General features: G+C 72.6%; 23 protein-coding genes and 3 pseudogenes. 17 read left to right on the top strand and 9 right to left on the bottom strand.

The annotated features are described in order from the left end of the window. Positions 1-89 precede the first annotated feature (89 nt). Positions 90-242: pseudogene (locus tag ABZ215_RS31515) on the top strand (FAD-dependent oxidoreductase); the annotation flags it as partial. A gap of 605 nt (positions 243-847) precedes the next feature. Continuing rightward, complete coding sequence (locus ABZ215_RS31510; RefSeq protein ID WP_354953780.1) at positions 848-1,231, top strand: hypothetical protein; 384 nt, start codon at positions 848-850, stop codon at positions 1,229-1,231. Between the two features lie 3 nt (positions 1,232-1,234). Here the strand turns inward: ABZ215_RS31510 and ABZ215_RS31505 are convergent, their stop codons facing one another. From ABZ215_RS31505 to ABZ215_RS31490, 4 genes are all read right to left on the bottom strand, one after another. After that, positions 1,235-1,627 carry a hypothetical protein gene (locus tag ABZ215_RS31505; RefSeq protein ID WP_354712808.1) on the bottom strand — a complete coding sequence of 131 codons (393 nt, stop codon included), beginning with the start codon at positions 1,625-1,627 and terminating at the stop codon, positions 1,235-1,237. 23 nt (positions 1,628-1,650) lie between these two features. After that, the gene (locus tag ABZ215_RS31500) at positions 1,651-2,397 is read right to left on the bottom strand and encodes a DUF1206 domain-containing protein (protein WP_354953782.1); all 747 of its coding nucleotides are present in this window, start codon (positions 2,395-2,397) and stop codon (positions 1,651-1,653) included. A 123-nt stretch (positions 2,398-2,520) separates the two neighbouring features. Continuing rightward, entirely contained in the window at positions 2,521-2,919 is a 399-nt protein-coding gene (locus ABZ215_RS31495) for a hypothetical protein (RefSeq protein WP_354953778.1), read from the bottom strand. Between the two features lie 432 nt (positions 2,920-3,351). After that, complete coding sequence (locus ABZ215_RS31490) at positions 3,352-4,227, bottom strand: LysR family transcriptional regulator (RefSeq protein WP_354953776.1); 876 nt, start codon at positions 4,225-4,227, stop codon at positions 3,352-3,354. Positions 4,228-4,305: 78 nt separating this feature from the next. Here ABZ215_RS31490 and ABZ215_RS31485 point away from each other — a divergent pair, with 78 nt between their 5' ends. Continuing rightward, the gene (locus ABZ215_RS31485; protein ID WP_354953774.1) at positions 4,306-5,274 is read left to right on the top strand and encodes an EamA family transporter; all 969 of its coding nucleotides are present in this window, start codon (positions 4,306-4,308) and stop codon (positions 5,272-5,274) included. Here ABZ215_RS31485 and ABZ215_RS31480 read toward each other — a convergent pair. Next, a pseudogene (locus tag ABZ215_RS31480) lies at positions 5,221-6,354 on the bottom strand (FAD-dependent oxidoreductase); the annotation flags it as partial. The gene ABZ215_RS31485 and the pseudogene ABZ215_RS31480 overlap by 54 nt on opposite strands. A gap of 124 nt (positions 6,355-6,478) precedes the next feature. Between ABZ215_RS31480 and ABZ215_RS31475 the strand changes: the two are divergent. Then, positions 6,479-6,913: a nuclear transport factor 2 family protein gene (locus ABZ215_RS31475; RefSeq protein ID WP_237335315.1), complete on the top strand. Its 435-nt coding sequence runs from the start codon at positions 6,479-6,481 to the stop codon at positions 6,911-6,913. A 3-nt stretch (positions 6,914-6,916) separates the two neighbouring features. Here the strand turns inward: ABZ215_RS31475 and ABZ215_RS31470 are convergent, their stop codons facing one another. Together ABZ215_RS31470 and ABZ215_RS31465 are read right to left on the bottom strand one after the other, a co-directional pair. Next, positions 6,917-7,549 carry a LysE family translocator gene (locus ABZ215_RS31470; protein WP_354953772.1) on the bottom strand — a complete coding sequence of 211 codons (633 nt, stop codon included), beginning with the start codon at positions 7,547-7,549 and terminating at the stop codon, positions 6,917-6,919. Between the two features lie 61 nt (positions 7,550-7,610). Next, positions 7,611-8,114, bottom strand: a complete 504-nt coding sequence (locus ABZ215_RS31465) for a MarR family winged helix-turn-helix transcriptional regulator (RefSeq protein WP_237335313.1) — start codon at positions 8,112-8,114, stop codon at positions 7,611-7,613. A gap of 149 nt (positions 8,115-8,263) precedes the next feature. Here ABZ215_RS31465 and ABZ215_RS31460 point away from each other — a divergent pair, with 149 nt between their 5' ends. The 13 genes and pseudogenes from ABZ215_RS31460 to ABZ215_RS31400 all read left to right on the top strand — a co-directional run. After that, complete coding sequence (locus ABZ215_RS31460) at positions 8,264-9,310, top strand: leucyl aminopeptidase (RefSeq protein WP_354953771.1); 1,047 nt, start codon at positions 8,264-8,266, stop codon at positions 9,308-9,310. Continuing rightward, positions 9,307-10,080 (top strand): Asp/Glu racemase, encoded by a 774-nt coding sequence (locus ABZ215_RS31455; protein ID WP_354953769.1) that lies wholly within the window; start codon positions 9,307-9,309, stop codon positions 10,078-10,080. Before ABZ215_RS31460 ends, ABZ215_RS31455 begins: the two co-directional genes overlap by 4 nt. Then, positions 10,077-11,348: an FAD-dependent oxidoreductase gene (locus tag ABZ215_RS31450; protein WP_354953767.1), complete on the top strand. Its 1,272-nt coding sequence runs from the start codon at positions 10,077-10,079 to the stop codon at positions 11,346-11,348. The genes ABZ215_RS31455 and ABZ215_RS31450 overlap by 4 nt, the downstream gene beginning before the upstream one ends. Positions 11,349-11,385: 37 nt before the next feature. Beyond that, positions 11,386-12,780: an MFS transporter gene (locus ABZ215_RS31445; RefSeq protein WP_020415996.1), complete on the top strand. Its 1,395-nt coding sequence runs from the start codon at positions 11,386-11,388 to the stop codon at positions 12,778-12,780. Positions 12,781-12,799: 19 nt separating this feature from the next. Further along, a complete protein-coding gene (locus ABZ215_RS31440; protein ID WP_354953765.1) occupies positions 12,800-13,663 on the top strand; it encodes an FAD binding domain-containing protein in 864 nt (287 codons plus the stop codon). After that, positions 13,660-16,062: a xanthine dehydrogenase family protein molybdopterin-binding subunit gene (locus ABZ215_RS31435; RefSeq protein ID WP_354953763.1), complete on the top strand. Its 2,403-nt coding sequence runs from the start codon at positions 13,660-13,662 to the stop codon at positions 16,060-16,062. Before ABZ215_RS31440 ends, ABZ215_RS31435 begins: the two co-directional genes overlap by 4 nt. Continuing rightward, the gene (locus tag ABZ215_RS31430; RefSeq protein ID WP_354953761.1) at positions 16,059-16,556 is read left to right on the top strand and encodes a (2Fe-2S)-binding protein; all 498 of its coding nucleotides are present in this window, start codon (positions 16,059-16,061) and stop codon (positions 16,554-16,556) included. Before ABZ215_RS31435 ends, ABZ215_RS31430 begins: the two co-directional genes overlap by 4 nt. Further along, entirely contained in the window at positions 16,553-17,218 is a 666-nt protein-coding gene (locus tag ABZ215_RS31425) for an SRPBCC family protein (RefSeq protein WP_354953759.1), read from the top strand. The genes ABZ215_RS31430 and ABZ215_RS31425 overlap by 4 nt, the downstream gene beginning before the upstream one ends. Further along, positions 17,205-17,888: an isochorismatase family protein gene (locus tag ABZ215_RS31420; protein ID WP_354953757.1), complete on the top strand. Its 684-nt coding sequence runs from the start codon at positions 17,205-17,207 to the stop codon at positions 17,886-17,888. Before ABZ215_RS31425 ends, ABZ215_RS31420 begins: the two co-directional genes overlap by 14 nt. 1 nt (position 17,889) lies before the next feature. Next, on the top strand, positions 17,890-18,762 hold the full coding sequence (locus ABZ215_RS31415) for an alpha/beta hydrolase (RefSeq protein ID WP_354953755.1): 873 nt from the start codon (positions 17,890-17,892) through the stop codon (positions 18,760-18,762). A 384-nt stretch (positions 18,763-19,146) separates the two neighbouring features. Continuing rightward, on the top strand, positions 19,147-19,347 hold the full coding sequence (locus ABZ215_RS31410) for a hypothetical protein (RefSeq protein WP_354953753.1): 201 nt from the start codon (positions 19,147-19,149) through the stop codon (positions 19,345-19,347). A gap of 212 nt (positions 19,348-19,559) precedes the next feature. After that, entirely contained in the window at positions 19,560-19,721 is a 162-nt protein-coding gene (locus ABZ215_RS31405) for a CopG family transcriptional regulator (RefSeq protein WP_354953751.1), read from the top strand. Positions 19,722-19,747: 26 nt separating this feature from the next. Further along, positions 19,748-19,952, top strand: a pseudogene (locus ABZ215_RS31400) (Fic family protein); the annotation flags it as partial. A 116-nt stretch (positions 19,953-20,068) separates the two neighbouring features. Here ABZ215_RS31400 and ABZ215_RS31395 read toward each other — a convergent pair. Together ABZ215_RS31395 and ABZ215_RS31390 are read right to left on the bottom strand one after the other, a co-directional pair. Continuing rightward, positions 20,069-20,221 carry a hypothetical protein gene (locus tag ABZ215_RS31395; RefSeq protein WP_354953784.1) on the bottom strand — a complete coding sequence of 51 codons (153 nt, stop codon included), beginning with the start codon at positions 20,219-20,221 and terminating at the stop codon, positions 20,069-20,071. 568 nt (positions 20,222-20,789) lie between these two features. Beyond that, positions 20,790-21,422, bottom strand: a complete 633-nt coding sequence (locus ABZ215_RS31390) for a hypothetical protein (protein WP_354953749.1) — start codon at positions 21,420-21,422, stop codon at positions 20,790-20,792. Positions 21,423-21,478: the final 56 nt, after the last annotated feature.

Raw genomic sequence — 21,478 nt, 5'->3', positions numbered from 1 at the left:
CGGAAGCCACCCAACGGGGCAAGAACCCATCAGCCACACCCCATCGCCCTGGGCATCCAGAACATCCCGTCCTGAACATCAACAATCTTATGGAGGGACCCATGGTCGAGGTGACGATCATCGGCGGCGGGATCGGCGGGCTCACGGCCGCCATCGCCGCGGCGGAAGGCGGCGCGCGCGTCGTGCTGCACGAAGCGCACCGCGAACTCGGCGGCCGCGGGCGCACCGCCGCGCCGCCCTACCGCGTCAACGAGGGGCCGCACGCGTTCTACCGGGGCGGCCCGCACTGGAAGTGGCTCGACCGGCGCAAGCTGCTCCGCCCGCTCGCGCCCATCCCGCCCGCCGAGGGGCTGCGGCTGCGCTACCACCACGAGGGCCGGCTGCGGCGGCTGCCACCGCTGGGGATGCTCCGGCAGGTGCTGCGCCGGGAAGCGCCGTCCGACCAGGACTTCGTCACCTGGGCGAGCGCGCTGGCCGATGAGCGGACCGTCCGGGTCGCCGCGAACTACGTGGCCGTGGCGACGTTCCACCACGACCCCGGGTCGCTGTCGGCCGCTTTCACCCAGGAGCGGCTGCACCGGGCCGGGAAGTTCCCGCCCGAAGCGCACTACGCTCGCGGCGGCTGGGGCGCGGTCCTGGACCGGATGGGCGCGCTGGCGGCCGAGCTCGGCGTGAAGATCGAAACCGGATCACGCGTCGACACCCTGCCCACCGGCGGCCCGGTGATCGTGGCGACCTCGCTCGACGCCGCCCGCACCCTGCTCGGCGACGACGGCCTGCGCTGGCCGAGCGGGCGGACGACGCTGGTCGACGTGGCGCTCCGGACCCGGCGGGCGACGCGTTCGCGGTGTCGGACCTGGACGCGCCGGGCTGGGTGGAACGGTTCACCGCGCAGGACCGCACGCTCGCCCCCGAGGGGGAGCAGCTGGTCCAGGCGCAGATCCCGATCGCGCCCGGCGAGGGCAAGTCCGACGGGCTCGCGCGGGCGCACCACCTGCTCGACCTCGGCTACCCCGGCTGGCGCGAGCGGACCACCTGGACGCGCACCGCCGTGGCCGCGGGCCGCACCGGCGCGGTCGACCCGCCGGGGACGAGCTGGCGCGACCGGCCCGCGATCGCGCGCGGCGACGGGGTGTTCCTGGTGGGGGACCAGGTCGCGGCGCCGGGGGTGCTCAGCGAGGTGTCGTTCACCAGCGCGTTGCGGGCGGTGCGGCTGGCGCTGGGGGAGTGAGGGTCAGAACTCGTCGCCGGTGGACAGTTCCTTCTCGAACGCGTCCGCCTGCGCGACGACCGACAGCAGCGGCCGCTCGAACTCCTCCCGCAGGTGCAGCGACGTCAGCGGCACGGTGTGCTTGATGAGCGCCACCCCGTCCACGATCGCGGCGCCGCCGACCGACGAGCCGCCGGCCAGTTCGAGCAGGCGGCGCAGGTCGATCTTGTCGGCCCAGCCGACGGCCGAGGAGATCTCGGCCCACTCGGCGCCGTCGACGTCGGGCAGGTGGTGCACGGTGACCTGCTGGGTGCGGCCGCCGTCGGTGTCCAGGCGGAAGCGCAGCCAGTGCTCGCTCTCCTCCAGCACCTCGTACCGGATGCGTACGTAGTTGATGACGTCCGTCCAGATGGTCACGGGCGTCAGCTTAGCCAGAAGGCTCAGCTCTTGTGTGCGCGCGCCGCGGCGAAGCAGTAGATGCCGAACGCCGCCAGCCCGATCGCCACCACGGCCAGCAGCACGACGCCGTAGGGCTGGGCCGCGAGCGTGCGGAGCGCTTTGTCGACCCCGCCCGCCTGGCCGGCGTCCGAGCGCAGCGCGGCGTACCCGAGCAGGCCGCCGATGATCGCGTACACCACGCCCTTGGCGACGTAGCCCGCCGAGCCGAGCCACTCGACCCACTTGCGGGTGCCCGTCGGCAGGTCCGGCAGGTCCAGGTCCTTGAGGAAGCTGCGCTTGAACCCCTTGACCGCCGCGGCGACGCCGACCGCGACCACCGCCGCCCCGGCGACCGCGACGAGCGCCTGCCCGGCGGGCAGCTGGAGCAGCCGCGCGGTGAACTCCTGCTGCGGCTGGTTGCCGCCGGCCGAGCCGCTGCCGGTGGCGAGCCGGATCGCGGTGTAGGCCAGCGCCAGGACCACCACACCCCGCGCCGCGGACCCGGCGCGCTTGCGCATCCGCTTGCCCCGCTTGGGCACCCACGTGTAGCCGCGGGCGGCCATCATGAACTGCCACACCCCGAACGCGATCAGCCCGATCGCGAGCACCCACAGCACCACCTGGCCGGCCGCGGTGGACCCGACCTCCTGCAGTGCGCCCTTCTGGTCGGCCTCCTTGCCACCGTCCCCCGCCGCGACGCGGATCGCCAGGTAGGCGACCACCAGGTGGACCAGACCCCAGCAGACCATGCCCGCGCGCCCGGCGGCCTGTGCCGCGGAACGGCCTCTCACCCGCGTAGCCAAACCGGCGTTGCTCGTCATCCGGGTGCACCTCCTCATCGCTCGATCGGGTGTACCCCGGAGGTGTCGCGGTTAAGCCGGGCGCAACACCGCGAGGGCGGCGGCGAGCGCGAACGCGCCGGGGACGAGCAGACCGAGCGTGCCGCCGTTGAAGACGATCCCGGTGGTCAGGACCGCCACGGCCGCGACCGCCGAAATCTTGGAGCGCGTGTACCAGGCCAGCACGCCCAGCCCGAGCGCGGCGGTGACCGGGTCGACGGCCTCGACCGATCCGCCGAACAGGTACGCGGCGAGCGTGAGGCACACCAGGCACGCGCCGGTCGCGACGCGCCGGCCCGGCCCGAGGCGGAACCCGGCCCACACACCGGCCACGGCGCCGAGCACGGCCAGCGGGGCGCCGAGCGCGGTGGTCAGGAACTGCGCGTCGGTGACCTTGGCCAGCGCGGTGACCGCGGCGCTGAGCAGGATCACCGCGGCCCCGGCGAGGAGGACCACCGCGGCGCGCAGCGGCGGGACCTCGCGGCGGACGGTGAACCACCCGAGCGCCCAGGAACGCCAGAGCGACGACCACCTGCCACGGCGCGCCCCACTCCCACACCGGCTCCGGCTGGTAGGAGGCGTAGCCGTAGAGGGTCTGCACCAGCGGATCGTCGTGGATCGGCGCGTAGGCGAACCAGGCGCTTTGTTCGGTGAGCTCCCACGCGGTGGCGCCGAGCAGCAGGAAACCCAGCAGCGCCAACGGAAACCACGCTGATCGTCGATCCCCAGTCATGCGGCCGCAGGCTACCCGCCCGCGGGACGAGAACCCTGGCGGCCTCTGGAGGGACGCGGCGGCCCAGGTGATCAGCGGGGGCGGCGCGGGTGGCCCGGAATCGGGCTGCCGCGGTGCGTTCCGGCGGGTGGCTACTCCGCTGGCACCCCGAGCACCTCGAGAAAGGCGGCGGCCGCCGGGGTGAGGCCGGCTGTGCTCCAGACCAGGTGCTCGACCCGGCCGGGCGCGTCGGTGACCGGCACCGTCGCCACGCCGGACAACTGCGGCGCGTACGTCGACGGCAGCATCGCCACCCCGAGGCCCTCCCGGATCAGCCCGGCCATCAGCTCGGCCGTCGTCACCTCGAACGCCACCTCGCGGTGCAGACCGGCCGCGGCGAAGGCCTGGTCCGACTGGGCCCGACCCGGCGTGCCCGCCGTGAAGTCGACGAACTGCTCCGCCGCGAGCGTGGCCAGATCCACCGACGACCGCCCCGCCAGAGGGTGCCCGGGCGCGACCACCGCGACGTGCCGGTCCCGCGCCAGCTCGTGTCCCCGCACGCCCTCGGGCCGCGCTGTGACGGGCAGGCCGAGGAACGCCAGGTCCAGCGCGCCCTGCCGGACCTGCTCGACCAGTTCGTGGCTCGCCGCCATCCGCAGGCCGACCCGCACCTGCGGGTACCGCCGCCGGAACTCGCGCAGTGCGGCAGGCAGGTCGACCGCCGCGACCGTCGGGATCACCCCGAGGCTCAGCCGCCCGCGCACCTCGCCCACCGCGGCCGCCACCTCCGCCGCCGCCCGCTCGGCGAAGTCCAGGCACTGCCGCGCCGCGGGCAGGAACGCCGCGCCCGCCGCGGTCAGCCGCACCCGGCGGCTGGTGCGGTCGAACAAGCGCGCGCCCAGCTCTCGCTCCAGGCGGGCGATCTGGTGGCTGAGCGCCGACTGCACCACGAGGCACCGCTGCGCGGCACGGGTGAAGCTGCCCGTCTCGGCCACCGCGACGACGTAGCGCATCTGCTGGAGTTCCACCCATCCATCGTGCATCACGATGGATCACTTGACGAACATGTGTTGGACTCATCGATCGCGGACGCCAAGACTGGAACCGTGAAACTCCGCGACACCGCACTCGCCGCCTTCGCGCCCGTGGTCTGGGGCTCGACCTACGTCGTCACCACCGAACTGCTGCCGCCCGCGCACCCGATGTTCGCGGGCCTGCTCCGGGCGCTGCCCGCGGGCCTGATCGCCCTCGCCGTCACCCGGACGCTGCCGCGCGGCGCCTGGTGGTGGAAGGCCGTCGCGCTCGGCGTGCTCAACATCGGCCTGTTCTTCCCGCTGCTGTTCGTCGCCGCCGAACGGCTCCCCGGGGGCGTCGCGGCGACCCTGGGCGCCACGCAGCCGCTGGTCGTGGCCGTGCTCGCCGTCGCGGTGCTGCGGGAAAGCCCGTTGGCGTGGCGGTTCGCGTGGGGCGTGACCGGCGTCGTCGGGGTGGGCCTGGTCGTGCTCGGCCCGGCCGCCGGCTTCGACGCGGCCGGGATCCTGGCCGGGCTGGGCGGCGCGGCGACCATGGCGCTGGGCGTCACGCTCACCAAGAAGTGGGGCCGCCCCGCCGGGGCCGGTCCGACCGCGTTCGCCGCGTGGCAGCTGACCGCGGGCGGGCTGTTCCTGGTGCCGGTGACGTTCCTGGTCGAGGGCGCGCCACCCGCGGTCGACCTGCCCGCCGTGCTCGGCTACGTGTGGCTCGGGCTCGTCGGCGGGCTGCTGGCGTACGTGCTGTGGTTCCGCGGGATCACCCGGCTGCCGGTGACCTCGGTCGCGGTGCTCGGCCTGCTGTCGCCGATGGTCGCCGCGCTGCTCGGCGTCGTCGTGCTGGGGCAGACGCTCGGGCCGGTCCAGCTCACCGGGTTCGCGCTCGCCCTAGCGGCCATCGTCGCCGGGCAGCGTTCCGGAGTGCAGATCCGCCAGCACGGCCGCGGCGGCGCGGCGACCGGACACCAGCGCGCCCTGGATGGAGCTGGTGTCCCGGTGGTCACCGCACACGTAGCGGCCCGGCGCGAGCCGAACCGGCTGCCGTAGCGGGTGGCCGGCCGGCATGACCGGCAGCGCCCGCGCGATCGCGTAGGTCTCCACCAGCTCCCAGTCCGTGGTCGTCGTGTCGTAGACCTGCGCGAGCGTGGTCCGCACGTGCGGCTCCAGCTCGTTGCCGGTGTCGCAGCGTTCCGGCACCGACGCGGCGACCAGCGTCTGCCCCGGCGGCGCGTACCCCGGCGCGACCGCGCTGATCACCGCCGTGTTGAGCAGCAGTTCGCCGCTGTCGGTGAGCAACGTCGGCTGCCGCAGCGGCGGGCGGCCGCTCGTCCGGTAGTAGTAGGTCGTCACCGCGTGCCAGTCCGGCTCGGGCACGCCCAGCAGGGCCTCGGGCGCGGCCACCACGACCGCCCGCGCCCGCACCTCGCCGCGGTCGGTCGTGACGCCCTCGCCGGAGATCCCGGTCACTCGCACTCCACATCGGACGGTCCCGGGCACCAGGTCGCGGGCGAGCAGGTGCGGCAGCGCGCCCATCCCGGACGCGGGCAAGGCGCCGCCGCCACGCAGGAAGCTCCGCCACACCAGGTGGAACGCCCGCGCCGAGGTCCGCAGTGGACGGTCCAGGAACACGCCGGCGAGGAACGGGCGCAGCACCTCGTCGACCGTCCGCGGGCTGACCCCGCGGCGGGCCAGGTCCTCGGAGATTGTCGAATCCCCGCCCGCTTTGAGCCGACGGGCGGGCGCGAGCACGTCCCGCGCCGACATCGCCAGCAGCGCCGCGACATCCCGTGGCCGCCCGGCGCCGAAGGCGAGCAGGTCCCGCGCCGCGTTCCGGTGCCGCCACGGCGGTGCGAGCGCCTGCCCGTCCGCGACCACCCCGGGAGTGAAGTACTGCAGCCGCAGCTCCGAGACGTCGACCATCTCGCGCACGGCCGGGTAGGCGGGCAGCAGCACCTGGAACCCGCGGTCGAGGCGGAAACCGTCGATCACGTCGGTGCGCACCCGGCCGCCGATGTCGTCCCCGGCCTCGCAGACGAGCACGTGCAGCCCGGCGCGCTGCAGGGTCCGGGCCGCGGCGAGCCCGGCCAACCCCGCGCCGACCACGACGACCTCGGCCCGCTCCACCATGTCCGCCCTCCTCGGAGCGGGACTACCACGGACCGCGCGGGCGCAACCCTCGCGCCAAGAACCGTGCTATCGTTAGCGGCACAAACATTTGTCGGCCTAATGAAATATCAGGAGTCGAGATCCCATGATCGCCACCGAAACCCGAATCCGCGAACTCGCCGACCGCGCCGAACTCGCGGACCTCGTCGCCCGCCACAGCCTGTGGATCGACGAACACCGCTACGACGAAACCGACCGGCTGTTCACCGAGGACGTCGTCGTCACCTCCGCGCGCGGAGAGGCCAAGGGCATCGAGGCGCTCGTCGACCTCGCACGCTCGAACCACGACACCTACGCCCGCACCCTGCACAGCAAGTCCAACCTCGTCATCGACGTCGACGGCGACACCGCCACGGTGCGGGCCCACGACATCGCGGTGTTCGTCCTCGACGACAAGACCGAGGCCATCGCCGCCGGGATCCACCACTACCGGGCGCGCCGCACCGAGCGGGGCTGGCGCTTCGACCACCTCGTGATCAGCCCGGTCGCCCTGACCGACGGCCTCGACCGGGCCCTTTGACAGTCACCGGCTCTCCGCGGCCATCCGCACGCCGAGGGCGACCAGAACGGTCCCGCTGATCGCGTCGAGCCTGCGGCGCACCGCGGACCGGCGGAACCACCCGCCTGCCCGGCCCACGGCGGCCGCCAGCGCCAGGTACAGCACGGTCTCCAGGGCCACCTGGAACACGGCGAGCAGCGCGGTCGTGGCGAACAACGGCCGGCCGTCGGGCACGAACTGCGGGTAGAACGCGATCATGAACGCGGCCGCTTTCGGGTTCGCCAGCATGACGAGCGCGCCCTCGGCGAAGGCCTTGGCCCAGCCCTTGGCCGACGCCGTGGGCGGCTCGTCAGCGGGCGCGGCCGGGCGCCAGGCCGACCGCCACGCCTTGACCCCCAGGTAGATCAGGAACGCGGCGCCGACGATCCGCAGCACGAGGAACGCGACCTCCGACGCGGCGACCAGTGCCGCGAGCCCCGCCGCGGCGAACAACGCCCACAAGTAAAGACCGGCTTCCAGACCGAGCACGGTCGGCACCGCCCCGCGGAACCCTCGCATCGCCGCCCGGCGCAGGATCAGGGCCATCGCCGGCCCCGGGGAGGCCGAAATCAGGACCACGGCCAGGGCGAAGGCGGGCAGCACCGCGAGGAGATCCATGCCGGCATCCTGCCCGCGGCGCGACCGTGGTCTCAAACGAAATTGACCGGGCGAGCGGTCGTCAGTCCAGCTCGTCGAGCGCCGCCACGGCTTCCCATCGCGCGCCCAGCGTGTTCAGCAGCCCCGCGACGTCGACGTCGCCCGAATCCGAGCCGAGCAGCGCCTTGTCCAGGCGGCGCGCCCGGCGGTTCACCTGAGTGAGCACCGCCGAGCCCTCCTCGGTGAGCGACAGCAGCTTGCGGCGCGCGTCGCGGGGCGACTCGACCCGCCGGATGAGGCCGCGTTGTTCGAGCCTGCGGCACAGGTCCGCCATCGTGGACGTGTCCAGCGCGACCGCCCCGGCCAGGGAGCTCTGGTCGCTCCCGGGGTAGGCGCGCACGGCGGACAGCACCGCGAACTGGGGACCGGTCAGCACCGGGTCCACGTGGCGGTTCCACGCGGCCAGGTAGGCCTGGTACATGCGGCGGGCGCCGTAGCCGGGGGCGGCCAGGAGATCCGGGGGCGGCGCCGGTGTGACGGCCGGGGCTCCCCGGCCGCGTCGGCCTGCCCGCACTGGCTCACCCATCAAGACCCTCCCCATGACTTCAGGCTCGCGGCTTCCCGTGATCCTACGTGTCCGGACTATTGCGCTTGTGTTGCAGTCCTGCTTCTCGCCCGCGAACTCTTGCGTATCCGGATAATACGTGTTCGGATTATAGGCGGAGGTGGTCACCGATGGACCAGAACCTGTTCAACGACATCTGCTTGCGCCAGCTGACGTTCTCCGGGGTGCACGAGGGCGAGACCGTGGTCGTGCTGACCCGCGGCGGCGAGCGGGCCGACTACGCCGACGCCTTCCTGTGGGCCGCCCAGCAGCTGGGCGCCGCGACCTACCACATGCGACTGCCCTCGCCGGTCAGCGCGTCCGGCGCCTGGGCGGTGGGCGACTCCGGGCTCGGCAACATACCCCGCGCGGTCGAGGCGCTCAAGGACGTCGACATGGTCGTCGACTGCACGTTCCTGCTGTTCAGCAAGGAACAGTTCGCGATCCAGGAGGCCGGCACGCGCATCCTCACCGCCGTCGAGCCGCCCGAGCTGCTGGCCCGCCTCATGCCCACCAAGGAACTCCGCGAGCGCGTGGAGATCGGCGCGGAGCTGCTGGCCAAGGCGAGCACCATGCGGATCACCAGCCCGGCGGGCACCGACGTCACCTACCGGCTCGGCGTGTACCCGACCATGTCGGAGTACGGCTACACCGACACCCCCGGCCGCTGGGACCACTGGCCCGCCGCGTTCGTGTTCACCGGCGGCGCCGACGACGGCGTCGACGGCAAGATCGTGCTCTCGCCCGGCGACGTGCTGCTGCCGTTCAACACCTACGTGCAGACCCCGGTGGAGATCACCATCGAGGAGGGCTTCATCCGCGACATCCGCGGCGGCGCCGGATCGTCCGGTTTGGACGCCGACCTGCTGCGCTCCTACATCGAAAGCTTCCACGACCCCCGCGGCTACGGGATGAGCCACGTGGGCTGGGGCCTGGACGAACGCGCCCACTGGCACGGCCTGACCCAGTTCCCCGGCGGCATGGGCATGGAACTGCGCAGCTTTTACGGCAACGTGATGTTCTCCATCGGCCCCAACAACGAGCTCGGCGGCCCCAACGACACGCCGTGCCACTTCGACATCCCGATGCGCGGAAACTCGCTCTACCTCGACGACGAGCTGATCGTCGACGCCGGCGAGCTGACCGTCAAGGACATGCGCCCGGCGGAGAAGCGATGACCGACCACCACATCGGGATGATCGTCCCCAGCTCGAACCTCACCATGGAGACCGAGCTGCCGCGGATGCTGCGCGCCCGTGAGGAGACCGAGCCCGGAGACCGGTTCGTCTTCCACTCCGCGCGCGCCCGCATGCAGCACGTCGACCCGGAGCAGCTGCGCGCGATGAACGCCCAGGCCGGGCGCGCGGCGGCCGAGCTCGCCGACGCCCGCCCGGACGTGGTCGCCACCGCGTGCCTGGTGGCGATCATGGCGCAGGGCCCCGGGTACCACTGCACCGCCGAGGACGACATCACCCGCGTCCTGCGCGCCGAGGGCTGCGCCGCGCCGGTCGTGTCCAGCGCGGGTGCGCTGCTGTCCGGCATCGCCGCGCTCGGCGCGCGCAAGATCGCGATCATCACGCCCTACCTGAAGCCGCTGACGCAGGCCGTGGCCGACTACATCGAGGACGCCGGGGTCGAGGTGGTGGACGCGCTGTCGCTGGAGGTGCCGGACAACCTCGCCGTGGCCCGGCTGGACCCGGCCGACCTGCGCGAGCACCACCGCAAGCTCGATCTGTCCGAAGTGGACGCGCTGGTGCTGTCCGCGTGCGTGCAGATGCCGTCGCTGCCGTCGATCCAGCCCGTCGAGGACGAGATCGGAATCCCGGTGCTGTCGGCGGCCACCGCGACCACGTACCGGATCCTGATTGAACTCGGGCTGGAGCCGCGCGTGCCCGGCGCCGGGCGGCTGCTCGCGGGCACGGGCGACGAGACGAGGAGGCCGGCATGAGCGCGAGCCAGTCGTTCGAAGTCGTGGTCGTCGGCGGCGGCCTCGGCGGCCTGTGCGCGGCCTTGTCGCTGCGGCAACGAGGACTGCGGGTCACCGTGGTCGAAGCGGCGCCGCAACTCGGCGAGATCGGCGCCGGCATCCAGACCGCCCCCAACGCCAGCCGCATCCTCATCGGACTGGGCCTGCGCCCCCAGCTCGAACGGGTGCGCACCGAGCCGCAGGACCAGGTCCGCCGCCGGTGGGCCGACGGCAGCATCATCGCCCAGCTGCCGCTGGGACAGCGGGTCACCGACACCTACGGCGCCCCGTACTGGCACTACCACCGCGCCGACCTGCACGGCGTGCTGCTGGACGAGTGCGTGGACCCGGACGGCCACGGCCCGGTGGTGCAGGTCGCGACCGGTGCGCGGGTCGTCGAGCTGGACCGCGCCCAGCCGGAACGCCCGTCCGTGATCACCGCTGACGGCCGCCGCTTCACCGGCGACGTGGTGATCGGCGCCGACGGCATCCGCTCGGCCGTGCGCGACCTCGCCGGGTTCGACGACACCCTGGTGTTCTCCGGCGAGATGGCCTACCGCGCGCTGATCCCCGGTGACCTGGTCGCCCAGGACCCGGCCACCCGGTTCCTCGTCGACCGCTACCACTCGACCATCTGGTACGGCCCGGACAAGCACCTCGTGCACTACATGATCCGCGGCGGCCAGTACCTCAACGTGGTCGCGATCGTGCCGTGCAGTGAGACGATCGAACGGGAGTGGAGCGGTCCGGCGACCGCCGCCGAGCTCGCGGCGGAGTACCAGGACTGGGACGATCGGGTCCCGACCGTGTTGTCGAAAGCCAAGGACGAGGACGTGTCGGTGTGGGCCATGTACCGGCGCCGGCGTGACCCGGTGTGGGTGGACGGGCGGGTCGCCCTGCTCGGCGACGCCTGCCACGCCATGCTGCCCTACCAGGCGCAGGGCGCCTCCCAGGCGATGGAGGACGCCGCGGTGCTGGCCGAAGAGCTGGGCCGCGTCACCCGCGACGGGATCGACGGCGCCCTGATCCGCTACGTCGACCGGCGCGCCAAGCACGCGGGGATGGTCCAGGACGCCTCCCTGCAGAACATGAGCTTCTACCACCTCCCCGACGGCCCCGAGCAGCGCGAGCGCGACGAGAAGCTGCGCCGGTTCGACGGCGAGTCCGACGTGTCCTACGACTGGCTCTGGAACGGCAGCCCGCTCACCGATCCGGACACCGAGTCCATCCACTACCAGTTCGCGCGCTGAGGCGGGCGACTGGCCGACAACGGCAACGGAGCGATTCATGCGTACCGGAGATCAGATCGTCCAGGACCTGCCCTGGCGCTGGAGCGTGCAGGGCAAGATCTTCCTCATCGGTGGGCTGGGCTACATGTTCGACGCGTGGGACGTCGCGTTGAACGGGTTCCTCACCCCACTGGTCGGGGCCGAGTTCGGGTTGTCGCCGGGGCAGAAGGGGCTGGTGGCGACCGCCAACCTGATCGGCATGGCGGTGGGGGCCGTCGTGTGGGGGACCGTGGCCGACCGCATCGGCCGCAAACGCGCGTTCAGCATCACGCTGCTGGTGTTCGCCCTGTTCTCCGTGCTCGGCGCGCTGTCGCCGAACGTGGAGGTCTTCCTGGCTCTGCGGTTCCTGGCCGGGGTGGGGCTCGGCGGGTGCATCCCGGTGGACTACGCGATCGTCAGCGAGTTCTCCCCGCGGCGGCACCGCGGCCGGGTGCTCTCGGCGATGGACGGCTGGTGGCCGGTGGGCACGACACTGGCCGCCGTCACGGCGACGTTGCTGGTCCCGGTGTCCGGGAACTGGCGCTGGATGCTGGTGCTGATGATCCTGCCCGCGCTGTTGCTGTTCTGGGTCCGGCGCGGAGTCCCGGAATCCCCGCTCTACCTGGTGCGCAAGGGCCGGGAAGCGGAGGCGCGCGCGGTCATCGACGACCTCGTCCGCCGCACCGGCGCGCCCGCCGAGCCGTACTCGATCCCGCCGGCCGTGGTGGAGGACAAGCGCGGCGGAGCGCTCGCCGCCGCCTTCGACCAGCTGCGCCGGGTGTGGGCGTTCAACCCCCGGATCACCGCGGTCGCCTGGTCGTTGTTCATCAGCGTCATGCTGGTCTACTACGCCGCCCTGAGCTGGATGCCCTCGATCCTGCGCGCCCAGGGATTCGGCGAGATCGCGGCCTTCGCCTCCACCGCGCTGATGAACGCGCTGGGCATCGTCGGCGTCGCGGTGGCCGTGCTGCTCGTGGAGAAGGTCGGCCGCAAGCGGATCGTCGCCGTCGCCGGGCCACTCGCGGCGCTCTCGCTCGTGGTGTTCTCCCTGCTGCTGGGCTCGCCGACCGGCGCGGTGATCGCGATCGGCGCGTTCGGCATGCTGGCGCTGGTGGTCATCCCGGTGATGTACGCCTACGTGTCCGAGCTGTACCCGACCGAGCTGCGTGCCTCCGGGTTCGGCTGGGCGTCGTCGTCGAGCCGGGCCGTCACCGGGTTCGCGCCGCTGGTGTTCGGCAGCCTCCTGTGGCCGGTGCTCGGCCTGCCGCTGACGTTCACCGTGCTGGGCGGTCTCGTGGTGGCCGCGGTCGTGTTCATGATGCTGGGGGCGCCGGAGACCCGCGGTCGCGAGCTCGACCGGATCGCGGAGCCGGTGAACCCCGTGGCGCCCGCGAAAACCACGCAGGTGCCGTGAGCGAGGAGAGGTCCAGACTGTGAAGCCCGCCGCGTTCGCCTACCACCGGGCCCACGACGTCCCCGACGCCATCGGCATGCTCGGCGAGCTCGCCGCGGCCGGGGAGGAGCCGAAGCTGATCGCCGGCGGCCAGAGCCTGGTCCCGATGATGAACTTCCGGCTCGCCCGGCCGACGGCCCTGGTCGACCTGGGGCCGTTGCGCCGGGACCCGGCGCTGACCGGCCTGCGGCGCGAGGGTACGCAGCTGGAGATCGGCGCGCTGGTCACGCACCGGGCGGTCGAGGTGGCGAAGCTGGAGCCGGGCTTCGACGTGCTCTCCCGCGCGATGCGGTGGGTGGGACACCTGCCGATCCGCTCACGCGGCACGGTGGCGGGCAGCATCGTGCACGGCGACGCCACCGCCGAGTGGTGCCTGCTCGCGCTCCTCCTCGACGCCGTGGTCATCGCGGAGGGGCCGGGCGGGCGGCGGGGAATCCCGGCCGCGGAGATGTTCCACGGGTTCTACACCACGGCCGTCGAACCGGACGAAGTCGTGACGGCGGTGCGCTTCACCCGGCCGGCGCCGCGGGCGGCATTGACCGAGTTCGCCCGCCGCCACGGTGATTTCGCCATCGTCGACGTGGCGGTCAGCCTGGACGGCGACGGCAGCCGGGTGGTGGTCGGCGGGGTGGCGCCCGCGCCCATCCGGGTCCCGGAGGCCGAGGCCGTCCTCGCCGCGGGCGAGCCCGGGCCGGAGCTGTTCGCCGCGTGCGCCGACGCCGCGGCCGCCGCGGTCGACCCGCCCGACGACGCGGCCGGCAGCAGCGCCTACCGCCGCCGGCTCACCCGGACCCTCGTCGCCGGTGCGCTGCACCAGGCCTGGCAGGAAGGAGTGACGCGATGAGCGACGCAGCTCCCGAGTTCGACGGGCGAGGCGGACGCTGGGTCGGCGCGTCGGTGCCCCGGCGCGAAGACCCGCGCCTGCTCACCGGACGGGGACGCTTCGTCGACGACATCCAGCTGCCCGGCACCCTGCACGCGTGCTTCGTCCGCTCGACGATCGCGCACGGCCGGATCACCGGGATCGACCTGACGGCCACCCTGGCGGTCGACGGGGTCGTCGCCGCCTACACGGCGGCCGACCTCGACCTCGGCGACATCGTCGCGCTGCTGGACCGCCCGCCCGAGGAGTTCGCGCCGACCGCGATGCCGATCCTGGCCAGGGAGAAGGTGCGGTTCGTCGGCGAACCGGTCGCGCTGGTCGTCGCCCGCGACCCCTACGTCGCCGAGGACGGCGCCGAACTGGCCGTGGTGGACTACGAGCCCCTCGGCGCGATCGTCTCCGAGGAGACCGCGCTCGCTCAGCATGCGCCCCTGGTCCACGAGGAAGCGCCCGGCAACGTGCTGCTGGATGTGTCCATGTTCGACACCCCGGGGGTGGACGAGGCGTTCGCGGACGCCGGGTGCGTGGTCGAGGTCGTCACCCGCAGCGGACGGCAGAACGCACTCCCGCTCGAAACGCGCGGGGTGCTCGCGTCCTGGGACGACCACGACGACCAGCTGCTCGTGCAGATGTGCACCCAGGTCCCGCACCAGGTGCGCACCGCGCTCGCCCGCTCGTTGCGCGTGCCCGAGCGGACCGTGCGCGTCACCGTCCCCGACATGGGCGGCGGGTTCGGCCAGAAGTGCGTGGTCGGCCGCGAGGAGATCGCGGTCGCGGCCGCGGCCCGCCGGCTGAACCGGCCGGTGAAGTGGATCGAAGACCGGCGCGAGGCGCTGACGGCCGGATTCCTGGCCAGGGAACAGCGCTACCGCACCAGGGCCGCGTTCGACGCCGAGGGGCGCATCACCGCGCTGGACGTCGACATCGTGTGCGACATGGGCGCCTACTCCTGCTACCCGTTCACCGCCGGGATCGAACCGCTGATGGCTTCGGCGGAGATGCCCAGCGTGTACCAGGTGCCCGCCTACCGGGTCCGGGCCCGCGCCATCACCAGCAACAAGGCGCCCACCGCGCCCTACCGCGGCGTCAGCAGGCCGCAGTACGTGATGGCGATGGAACGGGTCATGGAGCGCGCCGCCCGCGAACTCGGCCTCGACCCGCTGGAGATCCGGCGCCGCAACCTGATCACCCAGTTCCCCTACACCGGGGTCAACGCCGTCACCTACGACCCCGGCACCTACCGCGAATCGCTGGATCTGGCCGAAGCCGCCCTGCGTGACGAGGGGTGGTACGAGTTCCGGGACAAGGCCGCCGCCGAGGGCAGGCACATCGGCATCGGGTTCTGCTGCTTCTCCGAGCGCACCGGGTACGGGTCCGGCGCCTTCGCCAAGCGCAAGATGGCCGTGGTGCCCGGGTTCGACATCTCGGAGATCCGGATGGACACCACCGGCTCGGTCGTCGTCACCAGCGGCACCATGAACCACGGGCAGTCCCATGAGACGACGCTCGCGCAGATCGTCGCCGACCGGCTGGGGCTGCACATCGACCAGGTGAAGCTGCGCCAGGGCGACACCGAGCGCATCGCCTACGGGTGGGGGACCTTCGCCTCGCGGTCGGTGACCATCGGCGGCTCGGCCGTGGCGCTGGCGGCCACGCGACTGGGTGAGCTGCTGTGCCGGATCGCGGCGCACCTGCTCGACACCCAGCCGGACAACGTCCGCCTTGACGGCGCGGGTGGTGTCGTGCAGATCGACGATCCCGGCCGCCGCGCGTCGTTCGAGGAGATCGCCGACGTCGCCTACCTGCGCAGCCACCTGCTGCCCAAGGATGTCGAGCCGACGCTCACGGCCACCGCGAGCTTCGACGTGCCCGGCGACGGCACCTTCTCCAACGCCACCCACGCCGTGGTCGTGGAAGCCGATCCGGGCACCGGCGGCATCACGATCCTGCGGTATGCGTGCGTGGAGGACTGTGGCGTGGTGATCCACCCGCAGGTCGTCGACGGGCAGTGCCGCGGCGGGATCGCCCAGGGCATCGCCGGCGCGCTGTTCGAGGAGGTCACCTACGCCGACAACGGCGAACCGTCGGCCGCCAGCTTCATCGACTACCTCGTGCCGACCGCCACCGAGATCCCCGACATCACCGTCTCCCACCTGGAAACGCCCTGCGCGTTCACCGAAAACGGCGCCAAGGGCGCCGGGGAGGGCGGCACCATCGGCGCACCGGCCGCGGTGCTGAACGCGATCAACGACGCGCTGCGCCACACCGGGGTCGAACTCGACACGACCCCGGTGCACCCGCAGACCGTGCTCGCCGCGCTCGACGCGGCCCCGGAGCGAGAAACGAGTACCGCCTCATGACCGACCGGCACCTGATCGTCCTGACCGTCAACGGCATCGAGCACGAAGCCGTCGTCGAGCCTCGCAAGACACTGCTCGACGTGCTGCGCCACGACTTCGGCCTCACCGGGGCGCACGCGGGGTGCGAGCACGGCGTCTGCGGAGCCTGCACCGTTCTCGTGGACGGCGAACCGGTGCGCGCGTGCCTCGTCTTCGCCGTGCAGGCCGAGAACGCCGACATCCGCACCGTCGAATCGCTCGGCCGGGACGGCGAGCTCTCCGACCTGCAACAGGCCTTCCGCGAGCACCACGGTCTGCAATGCGGCTTCTGCACACCGGGATTCCTGATGCTCGCCGAGGGTTTCCTCGCCCAGCAGCCCGACGCGGACCGCGACGAGATCCGCGAAGCGGTCTCGGCGAACCTGTGCCGCTGCACCGGCTATCAGACCATTGTGGACGCCGTCGCGGCGACCGCGGCCCGCCGCCGTGACACCGAGAAGGAAGCGACATCGTGATCCTGGAAAACCAGCTGTCCGTCCCGGCCGACCCCGACGCGGTGTTCGCCCTGATCAACGACGTCGAGCGGGTGGCGGGCTGCCTGCCGGGCGCGACCCTCGACGGCCAGGAGGACGGCGCCTACCTGGGCCGGGTCAAGGTCAAGGTCGGCCCCATCACCGCCGCCTACTCCGGCCGGGTGCGGTTCACCGAGGTCGACACCGCCGGGCGGCGGTTGCGGCTGTCGGCGCGCGGCGCCGATACGCACGGCAACGGCGAGGCCGAAGCCGACGTGACGCTGACCGTTCGCGAGGGCCCCGGCGGCGCCACCATCGACCTGCGCACCGACCTGTCCATCCGCGGCAAGCTCGCCCAGTTCGGCAAGGGCGCGATCGGCGCCGTATCGGCCCGGTTGCTCGACCAGTTCGCTCGCAACCTCGCCGGCCAGCTGAGCGGCCCGGGGGAGGAGCCCCGCCCGGCCGCCGCCCCTGCCGCGCGCACACCGGCCCCGGCCGACGGTGGCGAGTCCCTCGACGGGCTGGCGATGCTGCTTCCCCCGGGCGTCAAGCGGTACGCCCCGATCGCGGCCGCCGCGGCGCTGGGACTGTTCCAGGGCTGGCTGCTGGGCCGGATCCGCACCCAGGACAAACTGATCAAGGAGTTGCAGCGTGCCCGTCGATGACCACCGCGGACTGCACGGCGCGGAGACCGACGCCGTCTACGACCGTGCCGGGTTCGGCGCCACTGTCCCTCGTGGACAGTGCCCGGCCCTGGTCGTGGTCGACCTGACCCGCGGCTTCACCGAACCCGGTTTCCCGTCCGGGGCCGACCTCACCGCCGAAGTGACCGCGGCCGCCGCCCTCGTGACCGCTGCCCGGTGCTGTGACATCCCGGTGGTCTACACCGCGATCAGCTACACCGCCGCCGAGGCCGACGGCGACGGTGTGGCGTGGCTCCGGAAAGCGCCGGGCATGCGCAGCCTCCGCGAAGGAAGCGACGCCGTCGCGCTCGACCCCCGGCTGGACTGCCGCGACAGCGACCACCTCGTGCTGAAGAAGGGCGCGTCGGCGTTCCATGGAACCGGGCTGGCCGCACTGCTGACCGGTCTCGGCGCGGACACCGTGCTCGTGTGCGGCGCGACCACCTCCGGATGTGTGCGGGCGACCGCCGTGGACGCCGTGCAGTCCGGCTTCAACACGCTCGTCGTGCGCGAAGCGTGCGGCGACCGGGCGCGCGGGCCACACGACGCCGCGCTGTTCGACCTGCACGCGAAATACGCCGACGTGATCGGCCTGGACGACGCCGTGGCCTACCTCGGCGCGCCCGATCGAGCCGGCAGAAAGGTTTCCTGACATGGTGATCCCGTCCGAGTCCCCGGCCACCCGCACGCTGACCCAGCCCGCGCTGGCCGACCTCGCCGACATTCCCGCGACCAGCCGCTGGGTCCGATCCGGCGCGGTGCGGTTGCACGTGCTCGACTACGGACCGGCCGACGGTGTCCCGGTCCTCGTGCTGCCCGGCATCACCAGCCCGGCGATCACGATGGACTTCGTGGCGCGGGAGCTCACCGATCTCGTGCGCCCGCTCGTGCTCGACGTCCGCGGCCGCGGACTGTCCGACAGCGCGGACACCGAGCCGGCGGGCTACGACTTGGGCAGTTACGCGGCGGACGTCGACGCGGTCGTCTCCGGCCTCGGCCTGCGACGGCCCATCCTGCTCGGGCATTCGATGGGGGCGCGGATCGCGGCGCGGGCCGCCGTCAACGGCCGCCACGAGCTGCGCGGCGCGATCCTGGTCGACCCGCCGATGAGCGGCCCCGGGCGGGGCGTGTACCCCACCACGCTGGAGGCCTTCCTCGGGCAGCTCGACCAGGCCCGCCGCGGCACCGATGCCGACGAGGTGGCGCGGTCCTGGCCAAGGTGGCCGCGCCGCGAGCAGGAGCTGCGCGCGCGGTGGCTGTCGTCGTGCTCCCGCGCCGCGATCGCCGCCACCCACGCCGGCTTCGAGTCCGAGGACTTCTTCGACGACTGGCCGCACGTGCCGGCCCCGGTGGTGCTCCTCTACGGCGGCGACAGCCCGGTCGTCACCGCCGACGGCGCCGCCGAAGCCGCCCGCGCCAACCCGGCCGCCGAACTGGTGCCGGTCCCCGGCGCCGGGCACATGGTGTTCTGGGACCAGCCTGGAACAGCCCTGACCGCCCTGCGCGACGTGCTGCGGAAACTCTGAGCCCGGTCGCTCCACCCCGCGGCGACGCCACCGTGAACGAGGTCATCGAGGTGCCCGGCGCCGGCTCGCTGGTCGTCTGCAGCGTAGGCCGGACCCGTGTCCCTGGCCGGACTGTCCGGGTTCCGCTGACCGTCGGCCACCAGGCGAGCGTCGCGGGGGCCGGGATCCACAACGCCGGCGTCGACACCGGCGCGCATCCTGCCCGTCAACGTCGTCGCCCCCTACCTGCTGACCGCGCTGATCCGCCGTCCGGCGCGGCTGATCTACCTCAGCAGCGGCATGCACCACGGCGGACGGCCGGACGTGCGCGGCCGGGACTGGGCGGGCCTGCGCGCGACAGCGTCCTATTCGGACAGCAAGCTGTTCGTGACGGTGCCCACCTAGATGGGCGGCCCCGACGACCTCCGCGAGGGGCACCGCACCCAGGGATGGCTTGCCACCAGCGACGACCCGCGTGCCCGCAGCACCGGCGGCTACTGGTACCACCAGCAGCCGCGCGAGCCGCACGCCGCCGCCGGGGACGAGCGGTTCCAGGACGAGCTCCTGGCCGAGCTCGCGGCCTTCACCGGGACCCGCCTGGCGTAGGGCTACACCGCGTGCTCCGCGCGGTCGATTTTCGTCGAGCTGCTCGAGGATCTCTACACCGACCTGCTGTCGTCCGGAGCCGGCACTGCGACCGCGGCGGTGCACCGGCCGATCCGCACCCTGCGGTACCGCTACCCGAACCTCCCGGTCCCTCTGGGCAGCCCACGTCCGCTTCGGCGCCTGAGCGTGCTGGTGTCGATGGCGTCGTGGAGATGACTCTGCACCTGACGGAGGAGCAGGAGCGCACGCTCGCGATGCTCGCCGAGGCCCAAGACATCAGCGAGCACGAGGCAGCGGTGCGCGCGATCAGCGAGGCGGCGGAGCGCCGGTTCGCCCCGGTGCGAACACTGGCCGCGAGGGGACGGAGCCGGTAGGCCTCGCTGCTCGACCGACTGGCCCAGTGACGATCGACTACCTCGATCTGGAGGACTTGCTCGCTCTCGCACCGGATCTGGGAGTGGCTGCTGGACTCCGCAGCGCACCACCCGACGGTGTCGGTGATGGGGCAGGACGCCTACCCCGGACTTCATGACAAGGCTGCCGCCCTGCTCGAGTCGACCGTGCGCAACCATCCGCTGATCGATGGCAACAAGCGGCTTGGCTGGCGCCGCGTGGTCCCGCCGACTTCCGCTTCGACACCTGACCGCGGTTCACGGACTGTGAAACCTGGGCGGCCAGCACCGCACGCCCGGATCGGCGTGCGGTGCGCGGGCGTGGGTGATCAGTCCGGCTTGATGCGGATCCCGCAGGCGTACACCCACATGTGCTCGTCCTCTTCCGCCTTCTTGCCGTTGGGTGGCAAGACCCGGACCACCCATCCGCGCCAGTCCTCGGTCGGTTTGTTCTTGCAGACGCCGCGCGAATAGATCGGCACGTACCTCCTGCTGTTCGGGGCGTTGGACCCTCCCGAGTTTGTCTACCGCACCCTCGCCGCGCGGCTCGAGGTGCGGCCGATCGTGTTCGCGGACCGGAAAAGCCGAAACATTTGCCGATCATTGCGCGGCACTCCATGCAGCGACAACGGTTGTCGGCGGAAAGGTCGGGCCGTAGCTTCGGATCCGCTATCACCGGAGCACCAAAGGAGAAGCCGTGCGTAATTCGAAAAAGCGGTTCTCCGCCGTCTGGGATCCGCGATTGTGCAACGGCACGGTTGGTGGTAACTGGAAGACCTCGGAACCAGACCGCCAGTACCGCAATCTGCAGGAGTGCACCGACAAGAACCGCGAACTGACCCGGCACGTGACGCTCCAGCCGGGCGGGGCTACACGAGTTCCAGGTGCGGCTGGGGCGGTTTCCTCCCGTCGGAAGACTGCGGGAAATGGGTCCCTCGAAACGGCTGTGACCCCGCCGGCGGCCCTCCCGCCAGCGTGGCGAACAGTCCCGCACGAGGCTGTTGCCGCGGCCCAGGACAGCGCCAGCACGGAGCTGGTGCCCCCGGCGTTTTAGACGTTCGCCGGGCAAGCCCCGGTCGCCGGGGTGGTCGGGGCCTCCTCGTAGGCCTGCACCGGCGTCGTGCAGCCGGTGGGCACCAGGTGGTCGTCCTGCTGCACATACGTGATCCAGTACAGCGGGGCGAGCGCGAAGCTGGGCTCGTACGTGCTCTGCCGCACCGCGGCGTCCGGCACACCGTCGGCGTTGAGGTCCCGCACGTCGGCCGCCACGCCTTCCACCGCGGTGTCCACCGTGATCTTCGTGTCGAGCCGCAGCGCCGCGACGGCCGCGGAGTGCGCGCCGAACTCGAACGCGACGGCACACCGCCCCGCGCCGCAGAGCCCGGCCGTCACCCGTTCGTAGGGTTGCCCGTCGCTGCCGCGGACCTGCGTCGTGTCGACCAAGGCCGCGCCATCCCAGTACGCCAGCACGTTGCCGCCGACTCCGTGCAGCCCGTCGAGCCGGTGCCCGTCGGGCAGCGCGGCGGAGAACATCGTCTCGCAACCCTGCTCGCAGCCCGGCACCACCGGCGGCGGCCCGGCAACCTGCGGGGCCGCAGGCCTCGTCATCTCAGCGGCCGACGGGATCGCCAACGTCAGGACGCCCAGCAAGGCCAGCATGCAGCGGCGAAGCCCCCTCTTCATGTGCTCCATTGTGACCCGTCCCGGTTCCGGGCGTTGTTCCGGACGTGGCCCGCTCG

The sequence above is a fragment of the Amycolatopsis sp. NPDC006131 genome (assembly GCF_040614175.1).
Taxonomy (GTDB): Bacteria; Actinomycetota; Actinomycetes; order Mycobacteriales; family Pseudonocardiaceae; genus Amycolatopsis_E; species Amycolatopsis_E tucumanensis.
The sequence above is the reverse complement of the archived record's forward strand: the minus strand, read 5'-3'. Positions and strand labels throughout refer to the sequence as shown.

Bases quoted from the DNA above. Each gene is read 5' to 3' on its own strand.
- ABZ215_RS31405 (WP_354953751.1), top strand. From the start codon at position 19,560: ATGACTCTGCACCTGACGGAGGAGCAGGAGCGCACGCTCGCGATGCTC.
- ABZ215_RS31460 (WP_354953771.1), top strand. From the start codon at position 8,264: ATGGACCAGAACCTGTTCAACGACATCTGCTTGCGCCAGCTGACGTTC.
- ABZ215_RS31430 (WP_354953761.1), top strand. From the start codon at position 16,059: ATGACCGACCGGCACCTGATCGTCCTGACCGTCAACGGCATCGAGCAC.
- ABZ215_RS31435 (WP_354953763.1), top strand. From the start codon at position 13,660: ATGAGCGACGCAGCTCCCGAGTTCGACGGGCGAGGCGGACGCTGGGTC.
- ABZ215_RS31410 (WP_354953753.1), top strand. From the start codon at position 19,147: ATGGGCGGCCCCGACGACCTCCGCGAGGGGCACCGCACCCAGGGATGG.
- ABZ215_RS31415 (WP_354953755.1), top strand. From the start codon at position 17,890: ATGGTGATCCCGTCCGAGTCCCCGGCCACCCGCACGCTGACCCAGCCC.
- ABZ215_RS31450 (WP_354953767.1), top strand. From the start codon at position 10,077: ATGAGCGCGAGCCAGTCGTTCGAAGTCGTGGTCGTCGGCGGCGGCCTC.
- ABZ215_RS31500 (WP_354953782.1), bottom strand. From the start codon at position 2,397: ATGGTCTGCTGGGGTCTGGTCCACCTGGTGGTCGCCTACCTGGCGATC.
- ABZ215_RS31445 (WP_020415996.1), top strand. From the start codon at position 11,386: ATGCGTACCGGAGATCAGATCGTCCAGGACCTGCCCTGGCGCTGGAGC.
- ABZ215_RS31470 (WP_354953772.1), bottom strand. From the start codon at position 7,549: ATGGATCTCCTCGCGGTGCTGCCCGCCTTCGCCCTGGCCGTGGTCCTG.
- ABZ215_RS31465 (WP_237335313.1), bottom strand. From the start codon at position 8,114: ATGGGTGAGCCAGTGCGGGCAGGCCGACGCGGCCGGGGAGCCCCGGCC.
- ABZ215_RS31475 (WP_237335315.1), top strand. From the start codon at position 6,479: ATGATCGCCACCGAAACCCGAATCCGCGAACTCGCCGACCGCGCCGAA.
- ABZ215_RS31390 (WP_354953749.1), bottom strand. From the start codon at position 21,422: ATGAAGAGGGGGCTTCGCCGCTGCATGCTGGCCTTGCTGGGCGTCCTG.
- ABZ215_RS31455 (WP_354953769.1), top strand. From the start codon at position 9,307: ATGACCGACCACCACATCGGGATGATCGTCCCCAGCTCGAACCTCACC.